Annotated in this window: 15 protein-coding genes; 9 read left to right on the top strand and 6 right to left on the bottom strand. The window is 47.1% G+C overall.

Features of this window, described 5'->3' with window-relative positions; genetic code table 11:
• Positions 1-306: 306 nt before the first annotated feature.
• Positions 307-2,067: a sulfatase family protein gene (locus ABEA66_RS12205; RefSeq protein ID WP_377740819.1), complete on the bottom strand. Its 1,761-nt coding sequence runs from the start codon at positions 2,065-2,067 to the stop codon at positions 307-309.
• Between the two features lie 609 nt (positions 2,068-2,676).
• Here ABEA66_RS12205 and ABEA66_RS12200 point away from each other — a divergent pair.
• On the top strand, positions 2,677-3,279 hold the full coding sequence (locus ABEA66_RS12200) for a class I SAM-dependent methyltransferase (RefSeq protein WP_345587742.1): 603 nt from the start codon (positions 2,677-2,679) through the stop codon (positions 3,277-3,279).
• A 23-nt stretch (positions 3,280-3,302) separates the two neighbouring features.
• On the opposite strand, the gene ABEA66_RS12195 is transcribed toward ABEA66_RS12200, so the two are convergent.
• A complete protein-coding gene (locus ABEA66_RS12195; RefSeq protein ID WP_345587741.1) occupies positions 3,303-4,538 on the bottom strand; it encodes an MFS transporter in 1,236 nt (411 codons plus the stop codon).
• 100 nt (positions 4,539-4,638) lie between these two features.
• The gene (locus tag ABEA66_RS12190; protein WP_345587740.1) at positions 4,639-5,595 is read right to left on the bottom strand and encodes a helix-turn-helix transcriptional regulator; all 957 of its coding nucleotides are present in this window, start codon (positions 5,593-5,595) and stop codon (positions 4,639-4,641) included.
• 237 nt (positions 5,596-5,832) lie between these two features.
• Here ABEA66_RS12190 and ABEA66_RS12185 point away from each other — a divergent pair, with 237 nt between their 5' ends.
• From ABEA66_RS12185 to ABEA66_RS12170, 4 genes are all read left to right on the top strand, one after another.
• On the top strand, positions 5,833-6,813 hold the full coding sequence (locus tag ABEA66_RS12185; RefSeq protein ID WP_345587739.1) for a glycosyltransferase family 4 protein: 981 nt from the start codon (positions 5,833-5,835) through the stop codon (positions 6,811-6,813).
• Positions 6,814-6,836: 23 nt separating this feature from the next.
• Complete coding sequence (locus ABEA66_RS12180) at positions 6,837-7,952, top strand: glycosyltransferase family 4 protein (protein WP_345587738.1); 1,116 nt, start codon at positions 6,837-6,839, stop codon at positions 7,950-7,952.
• Positions 7,953-7,969: 17 nt separating this feature from the next.
• A complete protein-coding gene (locus ABEA66_RS12175) occupies positions 7,970-9,259 on the top strand; it encodes a protoporphyrinogen/coproporphyrinogen oxidase (RefSeq protein WP_345587737.1) in 1,290 nt (429 codons plus the stop codon).
• A 256-nt stretch (positions 9,260-9,515) separates the two neighbouring features.
• Positions 9,516-10,937: a PQQ-dependent sugar dehydrogenase gene (locus ABEA66_RS12170; protein ID WP_345587736.1), complete on the top strand. Its 1,422-nt coding sequence runs from the start codon at positions 9,516-9,518 to the stop codon at positions 10,935-10,937.
• 98 nt (positions 10,938-11,035) lie between these two features.
• Here ABEA66_RS12170 and ABEA66_RS12165 read toward each other — a convergent pair whose 3' ends face one another.
• Positions 11,036-11,632, bottom strand: a complete 597-nt coding sequence (locus ABEA66_RS12165; protein ID WP_345587735.1) for an NAD(P)H oxidoreductase — start codon at positions 11,630-11,632, stop codon at positions 11,036-11,038.
• A 170-nt stretch (positions 11,633-11,802) separates the two neighbouring features.
• Between ABEA66_RS12165 and ABEA66_RS12160 the strand changes: the two genes are divergently transcribed.
• On the top strand, positions 11,803-12,162 hold the full coding sequence (locus ABEA66_RS12160; protein WP_345587734.1) for a winged helix-turn-helix transcriptional regulator: 360 nt from the start codon (positions 11,803-11,805) through the stop codon (positions 12,160-12,162).
• 57 nt (positions 12,163-12,219) lie between these two features.
• On the opposite strand, the gene ABEA66_RS12155 is transcribed toward ABEA66_RS12160, so the two are convergent.
• Positions 12,220-13,101: a LysR family transcriptional regulator gene (locus ABEA66_RS12155; RefSeq protein WP_345587733.1), complete on the bottom strand. Its 882-nt coding sequence runs from the start codon at positions 13,099-13,101 to the stop codon at positions 12,220-12,222.
• A 169-nt stretch (positions 13,102-13,270) separates the two neighbouring features.
• Between ABEA66_RS12155 and ABEA66_RS12150 the strand changes: the two genes are divergently transcribed.
• From ABEA66_RS12150 to ABEA66_RS12140, 3 genes are all read left to right on the top strand, one after another.
• Entirely contained in the window at positions 13,271-14,185 is a 915-nt protein-coding gene (locus ABEA66_RS12150) for an NADP-dependent oxidoreductase (protein ID WP_345587732.1), read from the top strand.
• 253 nt (positions 14,186-14,438) lie between these two features.
• Positions 14,439-15,134: an MIP/aquaporin family protein gene (locus ABEA66_RS12145; RefSeq protein ID WP_079911306.1), complete on the top strand. Its 696-nt coding sequence runs from the start codon at positions 14,439-14,441 to the stop codon at positions 15,132-15,134.
• Between the two features lie 108 nt (positions 15,135-15,242).
• Positions 15,243-15,581, top strand: coding sequence for a hypothetical protein (locus tag ABEA66_RS12140; protein ID WP_345587731.1), 339 nt, complete (start codon positions 15,243-15,245; stop codon positions 15,579-15,581).
• A 58-nt stretch (positions 15,582-15,639) separates the two neighbouring features.
• Here the strand turns inward: ABEA66_RS12140 and ABEA66_RS12135 are convergent, their stop codons facing one another.
• Positions 15,640-16,716, bottom strand: a complete 1,077-nt coding sequence (locus tag ABEA66_RS12135) for a hypothetical protein (RefSeq protein WP_345587730.1) — start codon at positions 16,714-16,716, stop codon at positions 15,640-15,642.
• Positions 16,717-16,744 lie beyond the last annotated feature (28 nt).

Genomic DNA, 16,744 nt, shown 5'->3' with positions numbered 1-16,744 from the left:
GCGCTGATTGAAAGAATGCTTAAGACGACCGATTTAATCGATAAGTAAACAGTTATACTAAACAACCATTGTCGACGTTCATGTCGTCGATGGTTGTTTTTTTCTTTGCATATCATGTTTCGGCAATCGACCCTCCCGGAGTGGGTGCCCTTAACAATTGCCGTTACAGACAGCATGGCAGACCTTACCGCGAGCGGCGGCAATTTTTGATAATAAGAGGCTCAGAGCCGTATCCTGAGCCTTTTATGACCTTGGGATAGCGATAAATTGGTGCTGAGACAGCTGTCCGTGGCATTCGAAATAGCCTCACACATTGCCGCTGGAAGGTGACAGTCGTTTCTTCTGGCGTTGTTCCTTCAGCAGCACGGACATTCTCCTCTGAATTTTTCTGGACTCGTCCGTGGTATTGCTCGGAAATGCCAAATTGGTGACCTCCAGCGGATCTGCGGTTACATTATACAATTCATATTGGTTCGGGACGGGTTCCGTTTTTACAGTAGTGAAACAAATAGATTGATGAATCTGGCGAAAGGTTCCGTCTTTTAATAGAGCTGGAGCCTGATGCGTTTGTTCATCTTTGATGCCCGGATTCGACCAGAATTGGGGATTATCGAAGTAAACCGAATACTTCCAAATCTCGCTGCGTCCATTCGTATGGAGCTCAGCAATCACGGTTTCAATATGCTTTGGCTGTACGACAGGTTCATAGGGGATTCCCAACAGCCCATGTTTGACCGCGTTGGTGGTCGGGTCATCATCCGTCATGAAATAAAGAGGTTCCCCGGCTCGGTCCGGCTTGCCTTCCCCTAAGATCAAAGGAGATAAATCTCTGCCAACCAAGGGATGCACTTCCGTATGATCATTTTTTAAGCTTTGTTGAACCACATCGGCGTCAATTCCGGCAAGCCCAAGCATGGTAGGAAGCAGATCTACATGGGATGTAAGTATATCCGTTGTTTTCCGGCCGTTAAACAGCTTGGGATTATGCATCAACAGCGGTACATGAATGGTCTCTTCATAAGCGTTGTACCATTTCTGATGCATGCCGCCATGGGCGCCTAACATCTCCCCATGGTCTGAACTAAAGATCACAATCGTATCTTCGTAGAAAGAGGAGCTTCGCAGGCTTTGCAGTACCTTTCCTATTTGCTGGTCCACGTTTTTCTGAAGCTGAAAGTACAGCTGGCGGTAGAAATTCGAGTTTCCGGTAGGCTGGAATACCCGGGGATACAGATCACGATAGCTTCGTTGAGCGCGAGGCTTCGTGCTTAGGGATTCGGTCCATGTCGGAGGCGGAGGAATATCGGGGATCGTTGGGTCTACTTCAAAGTTGAATTGCGGAAGCTGACGCGTAATCTCTCCAAACAAGGTAATATCATGCGGGTTCACGAAAGAGGAAACAATGAACCACGGCTTTGATTCCGCCGAGGGATGTTCTCTTTGCTCCCGGTCCAGACGTTCGATCAGCTCTACGGTTTCCGCCGCAAACACCTGGTCTCTGCCTGCCAATCCGATGGCCGACGACGATCCGGAATCATGAGGACTTGAGCCATGCGGCTCAGGGCCGACCCATCCGTGGAACCCATAAGGGGCAAGGCGGTCCGCATTTAAATAAAGATCAACTCTTTGCGGTCCGGGTACGCCGGTCTGCGGGTCGTAGCTTGGAAACGATTGATAAGTACCGGGAATCAAAATGTCCGAATGCGAAATATGCCACTTGCCTTTGTAAAAGGTTTGGTATCCCGCAGCTTCAAAGTAGTCTCCTATGGTCGGGACTGTGTTCGGGTCAAGCCAAAATATCCCGGCCCCGAAAGGTCCCTTTCCGGGGCCGCTTGTCTGAGTCACTCCGTGCAAGGAGGGATAATGTCCTGTAAATAAGGTTGCACGGCTCGGGGAGCATGCGACAGAAGCAGCATAATGACGTTGAAACTCTAATCCATTGCTGCGAAGAAATTCCTGAGCCAGCAAGTTCTGCTCACGCCATGTTTTCAGTTCTGTGCTTTCGTAAACAGGGGGATAGCGTTCCTCATCTACCATAATTAGCAGAAAATTAGGTCTTTTGTTCAAGCGCTTATTGTCAAGAGAGTTTATAGAAAGCTCTTCTCTCCGATCGTTCTTTATGCCTGCCGATGACTTTGTATAGCCTGTTGATGTACCCCTTTTTTTAGGCAATCGTCCAGTCCCCTTCCCTAAGTAAATATCGGTATTAAATATATGCTCTGAAAGAAACGGTAAAACCATGATTATGTACGCCGTGTTCAATGACGAATTGGCGGCTGAACCTATCGCCGCTGGCGTTAATTGTATGGCCAATCTATCCCGGCTGTAGTCATATCAATAATTCTCTGATGACTCTGCCGCGGCAATTGGCGCGATCTTTTGTCTATAACGGAAAAAGGAAAGAACGGTGGCCAACAAAAATTTCTTTAGGCAGCTGTTCCGTATGAAGATTGGCAATATAATTGCGCAGACCTGCAAATGCTATACCGATATTCCCCATCATGGGAACGGGATTCAGCGAGAATAATCCTGTTGGTTAGCAGGTATGATTTGCATGAGGATTACAGATTCTGAGATTATGGTAGTTGAAGAGGTCATCGAATAGTTGAGCGAAATTCATTTTCATAACGTGATGGACCTGTCAGAACATATTTAACGGCAGAAGGAGAGAAACGAATGGGAAATACGGATAAGTTTGAGATGATAGCTAACCTATACGACACCCCTGAAAGAATCCAAATTGCAAAGGTATCATCGGAGGCCATTCGCACCTATTTAGTTGACACTAAAAGTAAGAATGCTATTGATTTTGGTTGCGGAACGGGTCTTGTCGGAATGAACCTGCTAAACGAGTTTAAATCCATGCTGTTTCTGGATACATCGCAAAACATGCTTGATCAAATCAAGCAAAAAATCTCCCGCTCTGATATTCAAAAAGCAGACACCTTATGCTTTGATTTTGAGAAGGAAGGTGTATCGGATTTTCAGGCTGACTATATTTTTATGGCGCAGGTCCTCCTTCATATTAGTGACGTCGAATTGGTCTTATCAAGGTTATTTGACGCTTTAAATGAAGGAGGCCATTTACTGATTGTAGATTTTAATAAAAATGAAAACATAGTGTCAGATATCGTTCATAACGGATTTGATCAAGCAGAGCTGGCTAACATCATGACGAAAATAGGGTATAGGGATATTCAATCCCGAACCTTTTATACCGGAAGTAAAATTTTCATGGGACAAGATGCATCTATGTTTATTCTTGATTCTCAAAAGTAAGCTTCAAAGGGGGTGCCGCTGCCCTACTTAGCATCTTCGGAGACGGCCCGAATCTCCCGGCCTTCCATTCGCTTGATAGCGCTATGGGCCGGTTCCCTTCGCAAGCGGGCCAGCATCCCTGCGCCCAAGAGGGTGGTAAGGACAGCTATCATGGCCATAGGGCTGTAACGATTCATTTGATATAGAGTGGTGCTTAGAATAGGGGCGATGATGGCGGCGATTCCCTGCATGGCAGCAACCAAGCCGGCAACGCCTCCTTGCTGTTCGCTGCTTACCGAAAGAGAAGCGCCTGCCATAAATCCGGTCATCATAAAGCCCGATCCTAATCCAAAAACAAAAAACGCCGAATAGTAGAACGGTAGGTGAGCCGTAAGAAGGAATAGGAGCATGCTTACGACGAGAATCAAGGAACCGAGCAGGATCATCGGCCGCGGCTCCCATTTCAGCCATTTGGACTGCACGATTTGGGCAGAGAGCATGGCAATGCCCGTAAGCATTAATCCGAAGGATACTATTCTTGCCAGCTGATCGGAGGGGAGGCTCAGCTGATCCTGCAGATAAAACCCTCCAATAACTTGAATCGTTACGATTCCTATCATCGTGACTAGCGCCACGATTAAATAATTGCGCAAACCAGGTTGAAATGGGCTGACTTTGGCAGACCCCTTCGCTGTCGCCGGTTTCTTTGCAGGCATCAGCAGCAGAGTGATGAAATAGGCAACTATTGCAATCCCAATTCCAAAATATAAAGGCCACAGCAAACCAAATAATGTAAATACACCGGCGATCGCCGGGCCGAGAATAAGCCCAAGCCCATTTGCCGCGCTAATGATCGCCATGCCGGTTCCTCTTTCCTTCCCCTCCGTCACATCTCCCATATAAGCTTGTGAGGAGGAAAGGATTGCCGGGATAAACATCCCGACCAAGCTTCGCGTGACGATCATCAGCGACAGCAGTAGTCCGCCGCTAAGCCAGTGATGGAGACCGCTGTAGAAGGTGACCGCCAACAATAAAGTGCTGATGGATATACCAATAAACCCAATCAGGATTACCGGCTTCCGTCCCTTCACATCGCTGATATTCCCCCATACAGGAGCCATAACCGCCATCATAATCGATCCGACGGAAATAAGGATTCCGGAATGGATTTCCCTTAAGCCCAATTCTCGTATAAGCGAGGGGGTAATCGGCGCGATAAGCATAAGCCCCAGCATGGCTGCGAAAACACTGAAAAAAATGCTTCCCTTCATTTTGTTCATTCTTACACTCCTCTACACAATAGTATTGTTTGAAGAGGAGTATAAGGGATTTGCGGTACGGACCGCTCCCGTGAAACGGAATCAATTACGGTCAAACGGATTAAAAATATTTTTTTATCTCCGACGGCTTTATACCAAACTTCCGAATGAATTGCTCGGAAAACGCGCTTACGTTGCTGTAGCCTACCATCATCGCAGTTTCGGTTACATTGGACTCTTGGTTCCGCAGAACCATCATCGCATGCTCGAGACGAACGTGTCTCAAATACTCGAATACGGTCATTCCAAAACATGCCTTGAATCCCGTCTTCAGTTTAAAGTCGTTTAACCCGACCATTTTGGCCAAGGCCAGCAGAGAAGGAGGGTCGGTCATACAAGATTCAAGTATTTCCTTAGCCCTATGCAGTTTTTGGATATCCCCTTTGGACAAGCCGCCCGGTCTGGGCGAAGGCTCGAATAATTGAAGCATATACATGTTCAGTAACTCCAATGCGGATGCTTCCATCAGTAATGGGGATCTATTGGCGTCTTTAAAATCGGAGATTAATTGCTTCGCCAATACCATGCTTCTGGCGTCATTTTCAAAACAATAGCGGCGGAAGGTTTGCCCCTGCAGGAGCCGGTCGAATTCAAAGTTTGTATTGGTTGAAGTCGTCAACTCATGAGCCGCATAATCAAATAGAGAAACCGGAATGGCCAGCGATAGAGAAACATACGGTTCTTGTGCCGAGGGATAAAACTGTGCTTGAAAGTCTTGAATTAAAGCAAGCGCACCCTGCCCGACCGGAGTCTCATGATCATGACCGGACACATTCACCTGCCGCCCCCCGGAAAGAGTAAACTGAAGCTCAACCATACGTCCTCTGGAAGCAAAACAAAAAGGATACGGTTCATGATAACGAATGTCGTGATACACGATTTCGATCCCGCTGTAAGTAGTGACCTTGCAGGCATTCCCGGCGCCGATCTCCGGTCGCAGATTGTACGTTACTCCGTTCTTTTGGCCAAACAACGTTTCATCGAAATATCGCTGATAAATGGACTTCAACGATTCCACCACACTCACCTCTTTACGAAATAGTATACCGCAAGAGCTCCGAAGGATGAATTCCAAGACGGGAAGTACGATCAGGTATTCGGGAAATTACGAGATAAAAGTAGCAGGAAAATATAGAAATGAATTGCTATTTTATTACAGTCGAAATATAATGGGGACAAGACTTGTTCGTTAAAACGAACGTTATTTTTTGTAAAATCAAAAGCCTTATAACGAACGAAGGGGGATACAACTCATTTGTTAGCATCCAGCTTCTTTTTCTCGCTAGCGTTTTGCATGCTATTGACCCCTATCATGAGGATTATCGCGCTTAAGCTGCGCATCGTTGATTATCCAAATACGGAATTGAAAACTCATAAGCGCCCCATTCCCTATTTGGGAGGACTAGCTATTTTTGCCGCTGTAGCAGTCGTACTGATCTTACAGAACGATCATGTGACCTTGATGAACCAGTACGGTAAAATACTTGGCTCGCTGATTATACTGGGACTAGGTCTCGTTGATGACATAAGGCCGGTATCACCCGTTACGAAGCTTATTGTACAGTTTATTGCTGCTTTCATCGTTGGGTCCAGCGGGATCTCTTTCTCGTTTTTTGATAACGGAATATTGAACCTTGCAGTGACCATCCTTTGGATCATAGGTGTGTCTAACGCCATTAACTTAATCGATACTATGGACGGGCTTGCGGCAGGCATTGTTAGTATTTGTTCTTTATTTTTTGCATTGTTGCTGCAGCTTTCAGGGGATCTATTCAGCAGTGCTTTAATGCTAGCTTTGGCAGGTGCATGCTTAGGCTTTCTGATCTATAATTTCCAGCCTGCGAGAATCTATATGGGCGATACCGGCAGTTTACTGATTGGTTTTTTATTTGCATGCACGGTGATAGATTGGACGGAGGGTCAGGAGTTTGGCCGGCAGCTGATCGTCCCGGTTTTTATTCTAGGGATTCCCTTATTTGAGCTGATCTTTGTCTCTGTACTGCGAATAAAGGCTGGGAAGTCTCCGCTTCGAGGGAGCCAGGATCATTTTGCATTAAGACTTGTCAAGATGGGGTTATCCGTCAAAAAAACGGTACTGCTCGCCTATGCGGGTGCCATTATATTGGGTACCACCGCCTTACTCATCCTGTCGTTTGATGCCTATGGATTGGCAGCGGCAGCATTCGGATTGGTATGTGTGGCGGCATACAAATTAAGTCAGGTAAACGTAAGCTAATACGGTCCCGAGAAGGTGATGAAATGGCAAAGGTTTTATTTGTTGTTCCGTACGCCAAGTACTATTTGAATTTTAGCCGGGATCTTTTGGAATCATTGGTACGGGACGGGCACAGCGTAACGGCTTTGGCACCTGATACCATAGCGGGGGATACGTTGGCTGCCATTGGGGTTAAGTTCGTTCGGGTTCCTATCCGGAATACAGGGTTAAACCCGTTGTATGATCTACGCAGTATTCTTCATTTGGTTCGGATCATAGGAGATGAGGACCCCGATATCATCAGCTGCTACTCTATCAAGCCCGTATTTTACGGCAGCCTGGCGGCCAGACTCGCAAACAAGGGAAGGGTATTTGTCAACATCACCGGATTAGGCTATATGTTCATGGAACGAACCTGGAAGCAGCGAATGCTGATGCCGATTGTCAAAACCTTATACCGCCAGGCCTTTCGTCATTGTGAAGGGGCTTTTTTTGAAAACGAGGATGATCTTCAACTATTTACTAACATTCACTTCATTCAGCGGGAAAAAGCGACGATAGTGAACGGAGTGGGTGTCAACCTTACTTCATTTAGAAAGCCTTCCGGCAGGACGGGCAAAGCGCCTGTTACCTTTATCCTTATAGCAAGAATAATTAAGGCCAAAGGAATTTACGAATACATCGAAGCTGCGAGAATTTTAAAAAGAAAGTATCCGGACATAGGCATCAAGCTGCTAGGCCCCTTTGATGTTAACCCGACGGCGATCCGTGAGGATCAAATGACCGAATGGATAAATGAGCAGGTGGTTGATTATCTTGGAGAAACCAGGGATGTTCGACCGCATCTAAACAGCTCGGACGTTTTCGTCCTGCCCTCCTATTATCGTGAAGGAACTCCTAAATCTATATTGGAAGCGATGTCAATGGGGATGCCTGTTATTACTACGAATACACCTGGATGCAAGGAAACGGTTATTCAAGAATACAACGGTTTCCTGGTACCGGTTAAGAACGCCGCCGCGCTAGCTGAGGCTATGGAACGATTCATTCTAGAACCTGGCTTGATAGAAAGAATGGGAGCATGCAGTCGCGACATAGCAGAGCAAAAATATGACGTACATAAGGTCAATTCACGAATTAGAAGCGTCATGCAGATCTAGTAGAAAAAAGGGGGAGCATGGTGTCCATATATGTTATCGGAGCGGGCGTAACCGGCTTATCTTTTGCAGCAAGCTTAGGCCATGCGAAGGTCCTGGAAGGCAGTTCCAGACTTGGAGGGAAAGCCGCATCGTATGGAATCGATACTCCCGTTGGCAAGTTTACCTTCGATGTAGGTGGCCATTGGTTTCATTATCAAAATGTCCCGGAGGTTTTGCAGCTTTTGGAAGGACTTCCTCTGCAAAGGCACACACGGCAAGCCTTCGTATACCTGGAAGGAAAATGGTTCGACTTTCCGTTGCAGCAGAGCTATAAAAAGCATGAAGACCGTCGATTTGTCAATCAGATTAATCGGGAGTTAATCGCCATAAAGGAAAAGGAAGCAGACAGAGGGGGCCGCTTCCAGAACTATTTGGACATGCTGCTCCGATCGTACGGACCTACTTTGTTTGAATATTTTTTCAGGGATTATAACAGGAAGATGTTCGGGGTATCGGATCTGGCACAAATCCAAGTAAGCCAATACGAGCAAATCAGAAATGTTCGAACGGACAAGAATACTGCGGGATATAACAGTTATTTTTATTATCCGCAAAGCCCGTTAGGGGCCCAAGCGATTCCGGAACACCTGGCGAACCATGCATGCATTCAGTTCAATTCTCAAGTCCAATCGATTCATCTTCATAACCGAACAATCACCATCAATGATCAAACGGTTCCTTGGGACACGGTTATTTCCACGATGCCGTTACCCAAACTGATAAGCATGCTGGACGGTGCAGATAGTCAGATCGCAAGCTTATCCCGGCATTTGCAAGCAAGCAGGGGATTCATCCTCAATTTAGGAGTAAAGAAAAATCCGCTGCATGCCAACAAAAGCTGGATTTATGTATCGGAGATGAAGTACTGCTGCTACCGCATCGGTTTCTATAGCAATGTTCAATCAAGTATGGCCCCGGAAGGCTATAGTTCCATTTATGTAGAGTGCTCCCCCTTGTTTTTTAAGGATGAACAGGAAGCATTAAGCTTAAGGCCACGGGTCATTAAGGACCTTATAAGCATTGGGATCATTGAGGATGAACGGGATATTGTGACTATGAAACCAATCTATCTGGAGCACAACTATTGCTTGCCGGACGATCGGATCACATCTAGGCTCCGAGGCTACTTGCAGCAGCATAACATCTACAGCATCGGCAGGTACGGGAGCTGGCACTGGTCCAGCCAGCATGAGGATATGAAGCAGGCTATTGATCTAGCTAAGGAATTGAAGTTAACGAAACGCTCCTTTAAAGCTGTCTCCAATTAAAATATTCTGAACGGATTAGCTGCAATCTTGGCCTAAGGCACCGCAGGAGGATTTTTTTACAATTCGTGGGAGCCGATGGTCAAATAAAGGATATGGAATATCCAGCGGCATTCATCCGACCGGAGCAGCGCTTATATGTCGTTTGCTCCGTTTTTTTTCGAGAAGAAATAAGGCTCTGAAGAAAACCTCCTGGTACTAAAGGAATCGCTCTAATCATATTTCTAAAAAGGGAAACAAGAGGAGGGGGCTACTATAGTTGATAAAAGTTAAGGCTCATTTGCGGCCCATTGTAAGCAGAATCAATATGCCCACTGTTTTGAAAACCGCTATGCTCCCGGGTGATTCAGCCGAAACCTTATTTATTGCGACCCAGGTAGGAGAGGTCTTTTACATACGAGGCGGAGTTATAAGGACGTTGTTAAATATTAGCCCCCGCATCCTAAAACTAGGCGGCTCTGGCGGATATGATGAACGGGGGTTGCTCGGGCTTGCGTTTCATCCCGAATTTTATTCTAACGGTCTTTTCTATCTTCATTTTTCAGCAGCGGGAACTCAAGGTCCCGGCGCGCTTTCAGGTGAATTTGAATCCTTTAAGCCTAACCCGTGTGATCCCAAAACGTTACACCTGCAGTGGATACATAGAGAATCGCAATATGATCATATCGATACAGTGGAAGAATGGGTATTACAACCGAATGGCCAGCCTCAAAAGCGGCGAACATTACTGAATATAAGAAGACCATTTTTAAACCATAATGGTGTTAATAGCTTGAATTTTTCGCCCGAAACAGGAAGGCTTGTTTTGACAACCGGAGATGGCGGATCCGGCTATGACCCGTTTAATTTAAGTCAGAACGATATGGAAATCGCAGGGAAAATTATTGAAATTGACGTAGGCAAGAACACATTTATGTACAACCCGCCCGTGGTCACACGTTTTGATGAGCTTCCCGTACCTATCCAGGAAACGCTTACGGTAATAGCCAAAGGGGTCCGTAATATTCCGGGCATTTCATTTCAAAGGGTCTATAATCAGTATATCAAATATGTGGGAATTGTCGGACAGGACCTGGTAGAGTCGATTTTTTCATTCGTTCATTATAAACCAATACCGGTTACCCAGCTTGTTCAAGCTTCTGCAATGAATTCTGAGCCTGATCAGCAAGGGTTTATTAACTTTGGCTGGAGAGGGTGGGAAGGCGCTTTTCCTACTTCGACCATTAGGGGCTGCTCTGGAAATCCAACCGGGGATGAGAAGACCATTGCTTATTACAATGAAACCGTAATGACCTCAGCGAGGCGTCTGCAGCCTTTGGTGAGCTATTTTCATCAAGACCCCCGGCCTGACAAATTCGGAGGAACCGCACTAACAGGGGTCCAGCCCTATAGAGGGAATGGAATCCCCGCTTTAACGGGAAGCGTTGTATTTACCGATCTTGCCCGCAGTGAAGGCTCTCGCCCTCCGGTTAGAGGGGTTTTAGCTTATTCCAGGGCACAAACGGACTGTAGACCTAGCGATTTTAGTGTTATTGAAACGGATGATCCGTTCGGTTCTCAATCAGCTTACTATGTTAGTTTGGGAACGAATCTGGATCAAACCCGGCTCTATTTAGGTGTCTATGGGTCTATGAAAGTAGCGGATTTTCACCAAGGCTCCGTTTTTGAAATAGTTCCATAATTCATTCGGTACAAACAAGAAGGCCCGGTTTATCCCAAAAATATTGAAAGTAAAGGCCCCTCTCGAACGAAAGGGGTCTTTGGTATGTCAATCTTATATCAAGCTTCCTTAGCGGCTTTTATATCGTTGTCGTATTCCAGCCCCAAATGGTAGGCGCGTGACAGGAGATTCTCGAAGGTTTCCGGCCTTGAATCCAAGGTGTCGTATAATATCTCGACCTTGCTATTAGAGATTCCGCAGTAATCGGCTATTCCGATGTTGAGGTGTCGGGAGAGTATCTTATCGTATTCTCTCTTCTCGAAATGTTCTTTTGGAGCTCCTGCCAGACCAAGCCACAGTACTTTTTTATGATGCAATGTAGTAGAGCCGTACGCAAAACCATTATTCCATACCCGATCGATATATCCTTTGAGCATAGCTGGCAGGTTGAACCACCATATCGGGAAAATAAAGGCGAGCGCGTCATGATGCTTCATTCGTTCCATTTCGGCCTCCACCTCAGGTGAATAGATCTTGTGATCAGATGACCAATCCGGTTCATCCGCTTCCCACATTACGGGATTAAAGCCGCTGCGATGCAAGTCCAGCACCTCCGTCTCGTGCCCTGCATCGGCGAGTCCTTGGACGAATCTGCCTGTTACGGAAAAGGTTAAAGAGTTCTCCCGCGGGTGTGATACAACGGTTAAAATTTTCATAAATGGCACCCTCCCTATTTCTCTTTTGACTTCGAATGAAGTACGATAAAATTATCATGTATTCTGAGAAATATAGGAAGTACTTACTTTCTTGTGCTATAAACACTTCAAAGTGACATAAGCACTAAAAAGTAACCGTACATTCTAAGGAACGAGAGGATGGTGATCCCATGGAAGAACAGATAACTCGGTCTTTTAACATCCCTGCGGAAGCGACATTGGAAGTGATCGGGGGGAAGTGGAAATTATTGATTTTATGCCATTTGAACTGCGGACCCGGGCCCAAAAGAACGAGCGAATTAAAAAAAGCTATTCCCGATATAACGCAGAAAATGCTGATTCAACAGCTTCGGGAATTGGAGGAAGACGGTATCATCACGAGAACGGTATATAATCAGGTGCCGCCGAAGGTTGTCTATGAAATGAGTGAGCTTGGAAATTCATTGCAATTCATATTAGACCAACTGGGTGAATGGGGCGAGCAATACATCCGCCGCCGCGAATGGAAGTCTTCCTGTTCTGAAGGGTAAGCAGTACCGCATCTTTGGACACCTTGTATTTTATATTGGATACAGCCTTATTCCCATTCAACCTGCTTCCTCTGATTCGGCAAAATACCCGATGAGAAAGTCGCGAAACTTGCGCGCAGCTAGGGATAGGTACCGCTTCTCGTACCATACGATTTGGAAATTACGCTGGCAAACGGGGAACTCAATACGGAGCAGGTTCAGAGGGGAGTTCGGGCCGCCGCAATTTCCTACAAGTGCAACGCCTAATCCGGCTCGGACAAGACTAGCGATGGCGGCAGGCTCGTCGACCCGGCAGACGAAGTTAGGTGTAATCCCAGCTTCCTGAAAGAACAAATCGTTCATCCGCTGAAAAGGAAGCCCCTCCTTATACCCGATAAACGAGTCCTCCGCCAGCTCACTCAAACGTATGCTCTTTCTCCCGGCAAAACGGTGTCCTTGTGGAACAGCCAAATAAACATCTTCCTTCAAAACGGACACGGTGCTTATGTCGGGCCGATCGATCGGCAGGGCCGTAAAACACATGTCGACCTCGCCTGCTTCCACCAAATGCGTCATTTCTTCCATCGAAGCCTGTGTAATCCGAAAGTTGACTTCCGGATGAAGTGTGAGAAATTCGCCGAGCGCCTCCGATAATCGGTCCAGCGTTGATGTGGCGAGATGAATACTCCCTTGTTCGAGTCCCGCCAGCTCAGACACTTCTTTCCTCCCTTCGTCCAGCAGGGTGAGTGCCTTCTCTACTTTGTCCAGAAATGCCTTGCCGAAGGTATTAAGGCGAATCCTTCCCCCATGTCTATCGAACAAAGGAACTCCAACGCTTTCCTCCAGTCTGGAGATCGTCTTGCTCAGCGCAGGCTGCGCGATGCACAGCTCCTGTGCCGCCTTCGTCATGTGCTCCAATCGAGCCACCGTTCGAAAATACTGCAGCTGCAGCAGCTCCATCCATTTTCCCCTCCCATATACTCGAGTATATAATCCCTATGGTTTGAGATATATTTTTGTTTATTCACAAGTGATTGTAAAATAAAGCATGCAAGGAAAGCAATGCGCTTTTATATAAAAAATCTCATTTTTGGGGAAGCAGACATTATGAACAGGGGAGGATTGTTCTATGAAAGCAGCAGCATTTCGTTCGGTTGGTGGACCAGAGGTTATGGAGGTGATGTCGTTTCCCGATCCGCAGGCCGGTCCGGGGCAAGTCAGGGTTCGGGTGAAAACGGCGGGGGTGCAGCATTATGACTGCGGCGTGCGGAGCGGCTGGACTCCGCAGGGTGTAGCTATTCAACTTCCACAAATTCCGGGCAATGAGTTTGCAGGCATCATCGATCAAGTAGGGGAGGGTGTAACCGGCTTTCACATCGGCGGCGAGGTGCTGGGCTTTGCGTTATTGAATTGTTATGCCGAATACGTGGTCGTTGGTGCAGACCAAATCGTAAGCAAGCCCAGCAGCATGACCTGGGAAGAGGCAGGCGGACTGACCGGCAACGGCCAGGGCGCGTACATCGCTTTGAAAGCCATCGGCGTTGGACCGGGCGATACGGTATTGATCAATGGTGCGGCCGGCTCACTTGGCGCTTTTGCCGTACAGCTTGCGAGAGAGTGGGGGGCGAAGACCATCATCGGCACCGCCAGCGAGCGTAACCACGACTACCTTCGTTCGTTGGGCGCTATTCCAGTGACGTATGAGGAAGAGCTAGTCGAGCGGTTACGGGCGATTGCGCCGGAAGGCGTCGACGCCGCATTCGATACGGCAGGAGGGGAGGGGCTTCGGGCTGCGGTGAGCTTAGTGAAGGATAAGAATCGTATATGCACGTTCTTCGCCTATGACCTCGTTGAGGAGCTCGGCCTTCGTGTCGTCCGCGCTGAACGCTCGGCAGCCCGCCTTGCAGAACTGGTAGAGCTGCATTCAAAAGGCAAGCTGCACATCCATATCCGGCAGACGTTCCCGCTCGAACTTGTTGCGGATGCCCACCGGCTGATAGAAACCAGGCACGGCCGCGGTAAGATTATTCTTACCATCGATTAAGCGGAGGGGAGAACTCTTTTTTAGGGTCACAATTACACGAACGAGCCTTACCGCTTGCTGTTACATTTCAAATAAAATTTTCGTGGTCACTTATGATGCTATCCTGCATATCATCTAAAGGGCAAACGCTCTTGTACAAAAATTCACTAATAGGATTTTACATCTATTTCACTCCATCCCGCCCTTTGTACAGTTTTTGTCTATTTGCATCATTTATGATGGATAAGGTTGATTATTCATTAGGAGGGATGTTATGAACTCGTCTTTCAAAAAGTATGCTGCCGAATTCATTGGAACTATGGTGCTTGTTCTATTCGGTTGCGGCAGCGCTGCTACGGCGGGTGGTGAGCTGGGGTATTTGGGAATCGCATTGGCATTCGGGCTTTCTATTGTGGCGATGGCCTACGTTATCGGTCCGATTTCGGGGTGTCATATCAATCCGGCGGTTTCACTGGCTATGCTTCTCAGCCGTAAACTGACGAGCACCGACTTTATCGGGTATGTTCTTTCACAAATTGCCGGCGCTATTGCGGGCTCCGCCATTCTGTACGCCATTATCGTCTCTGCGGGCATGCCCACGACGGGACTCGGGCAGAACGGTTTCGGCCCTGGCTACGGAATCGGGATTTCGGCGCTGATGGCGGTCGTTGTCGAAATCATTTTAACCTTCGTTTTTATTTATACGATCCTGGGCGTGACCTCCTCGGTGAGCAATGGAAACGTAACCGGCCTGGTCATCGGACTGACGCTCGCTTTCGTCCATATTCTGGGTATTGCCTTAACAGGAACGTCCGTCAACCCTGCAAGAAGCCTGGGGCCGGCGCTTCTGCTTGGCGGGCAAGCCTTGTCCCAATTATGGGTGTTCCTTATCGCACCGCTTGTCGGCTCGGTATTAGCCGTTGCTATTTTCCAGTGGCTGAACAGCGGAACAAAAGGGAAGCAAGCATAAGATTGTCAGTGGGTTAAAGAAGCTATGAAAAAGTGATGGGTATCCCGTTGGGGTACCCCTTTCGTTTTAAGGTGATTTTCAGATAATCTAAGAGGGGAGGCGAAAAAAATGGCTGGAAATGCAGAGGAATACCGTCTCATTGCGAGTGAAGAGCTGACGGAGGCCGATGTACCGGAAAAGATGGCGGGCTGGATGGGTATCGCTAAGTTCGCGATGACATTCGACGAGTTCGATTCTTTCGAAGAATGCTTCGACGCTGCGGACCGGGTGGAACAAGCGTACGAACGCGACCCTCAATTCGCCGGTTGTTCGCTATGGGATTTGCGGGCGTTTCTGCTCATGGAAGAAAGGGGCTGCCAGCATCGCGGCGATTGGCCGTCAACGGAGCGGATGCAGCTCATTTACGATGCTATCGACGTGATACGTGATAAAGTCAGATTATCTTAAATCTGACCGCTCGCCAAAAAGGCCGCCCCAGCAAGGATGGCCTAACAATACATTTGGATCATAGATAGATCCTGCGAGCTTCTTCGTCGAAGAATTCGATTATATTCTCATACTCGGCGATATCGATACGGTTTTGCCTCATGATCTTTTGAATAAAGATAGCATCCGTAAAGATTTTATTGATAGCCGATTTGCACCCTGGCGGAGTGTCTTTAAAGTAATCGACCAAGTCATGAAGGTCTTCGAATTGAAAATAAAGGATATAAGTGACGTAATTCTGAAGCAGTGTACGGAAGCAGTGATCGTGATAGGGGGTAGAGCGGTTGCTAGAAAGAAAGTCTCTCATGATACCGAACAGCTTTGTTTTATCCTCGGAATGCATCTGCAGGAAAGCATTGACGTCATTGATCAGCTGCAGCACATCCTCTAATCCTTCCTCCGGGGGCATGATCAGCTTGGGTGATTTGCCTTCTATCGAACGTAACAGCTCCAGAGTAAGCTTCTTGCAAGCATTGATTTCTTGCGGGGTTATGAATAAGCTATCCTTATACTTATCGAAATGATCGCGGTAATAATCGTGATAGGCAGTAAAATAATGCTCCATCCAGATATTGGTTTTCGTATGAACCAGATCATGCCCGCGGAATGAAAAGGAGTAAAGGGTCTCTTCATTAACCGGGTGAGCGTAAAGGTAGAAAAAGAAGAAAAAGTCTCTTAACGAATCCTTCTGCTCCTTATTCAATCTGGTTATGTGCGTCAACTGAGATAGCTGGAAAAAGCAATAGTTCTTCATAAAATCATTCATGGCATTGTACGGATTGATCTTGATAATGGACATCGTCCGGTTAATAGTAAACAGCAGATAATATAAAATCTGTTCATCATATACATCCAGCTGCTTATAAAAAGCCGAGAGCACGGGCTCCCAGTCCGGGTTCGCTGTGTAAGTAGGATCCCTCGGCTGTAATTCACCCGCCCACTCCCTAAACGACTCCTCCTCATGACCGACAAAGAACAACTCCGCGCTACCGTCTTCGCACAGACTATATTCGAATCCATCTGTCGGAGCAGCAGATGGTAATCCCCGGTTGAATTTGATATTCAGATACTCATCGTATAGTGATTGAAGCTTCATCCGTCGGTTCCTCCGTCCCTCGTTTACT

The organism is Paenibacillus vulneris, from assembly GCF_039543185.1.
Classification (GTDB): Bacteria; Bacillota; Bacilli; order Paenibacillales; family NBRC-103111; genus Paenibacillus_S; species Paenibacillus_S vulneris.
Note: the sequence above shows the minus strand (reverse complement) of the source record. Positions and strands in the feature narration are given on the sequence as shown.

What these genes read in the sequence shown, in the direction of transcription:
- ABEA66_RS12180 (WP_345587738.1), top strand. Translation starts at nt 6,837, where the DNA reads ATGGCAAAGGTTTTATTTGTTGTTCCGTACGCCAAGTACTATTTGAAT.
- ABEA66_RS12150 (WP_345587732.1), top strand. Translation starts at nt 13,271, where the DNA reads ATGAAAGCAGCAGCATTTCGTTCGGTTGGTGGACCAGAGGTTATGGAG.
- ABEA66_RS12200 (WP_345587742.1), top strand. Translation starts at nt 2,677, where the DNA reads ATGGGAAATACGGATAAGTTTGAGATGATAGCTAACCTATACGACACC.
- ABEA66_RS12175 (WP_345587737.1), top strand. Translation starts at nt 7,970, where the DNA reads ATGGTGTCCATATATGTTATCGGAGCGGGCGTAACCGGCTTATCTTTT.
- ABEA66_RS12195 (WP_345587741.1), bottom strand. Translation starts at nt 4,538, where the DNA reads ATGAACAAAATGAAGGGAAGCATTTTTTTCAGTGTTTTCGCAGCCATG.
- ABEA66_RS12160 (WP_345587734.1), top strand. Translation starts at nt 11,803, where the DNA reads ATGGAAGAACAGATAACTCGGTCTTTTAACATCCCTGCGGAAGCGACA.
- ABEA66_RS12165 (WP_345587735.1), bottom strand. Translation starts at nt 11,632, where the DNA reads ATGAAAATTTTAACCGTTGTATCACACCCGCGGGAGAACTCTTTAACC.
- ABEA66_RS12135 (WP_345587730.1), bottom strand. Translation starts at nt 16,716, where the DNA reads ATGAAGCTTCAATCACTATACGATGAGTATCTGAATATCAAATTCAAC.
- ABEA66_RS12155 (WP_345587733.1), bottom strand. Translation starts at nt 13,101, where the DNA reads ATGGAGCTGCTGCAGCTGCAGTATTTTCGAACGGTGGCTCGATTGGAG.
- ABEA66_RS12145 (WP_079911306.1), top strand. Translation starts at nt 14,439, where the DNA reads ATGAACTCGTCTTTCAAAAAGTATGCTGCCGAATTCATTGGAACTATG.
- ABEA66_RS12140 (WP_345587731.1), top strand. Translation starts at nt 15,243, where the DNA reads ATGGCTGGAAATGCAGAGGAATACCGTCTCATTGCGAGTGAAGAGCTG.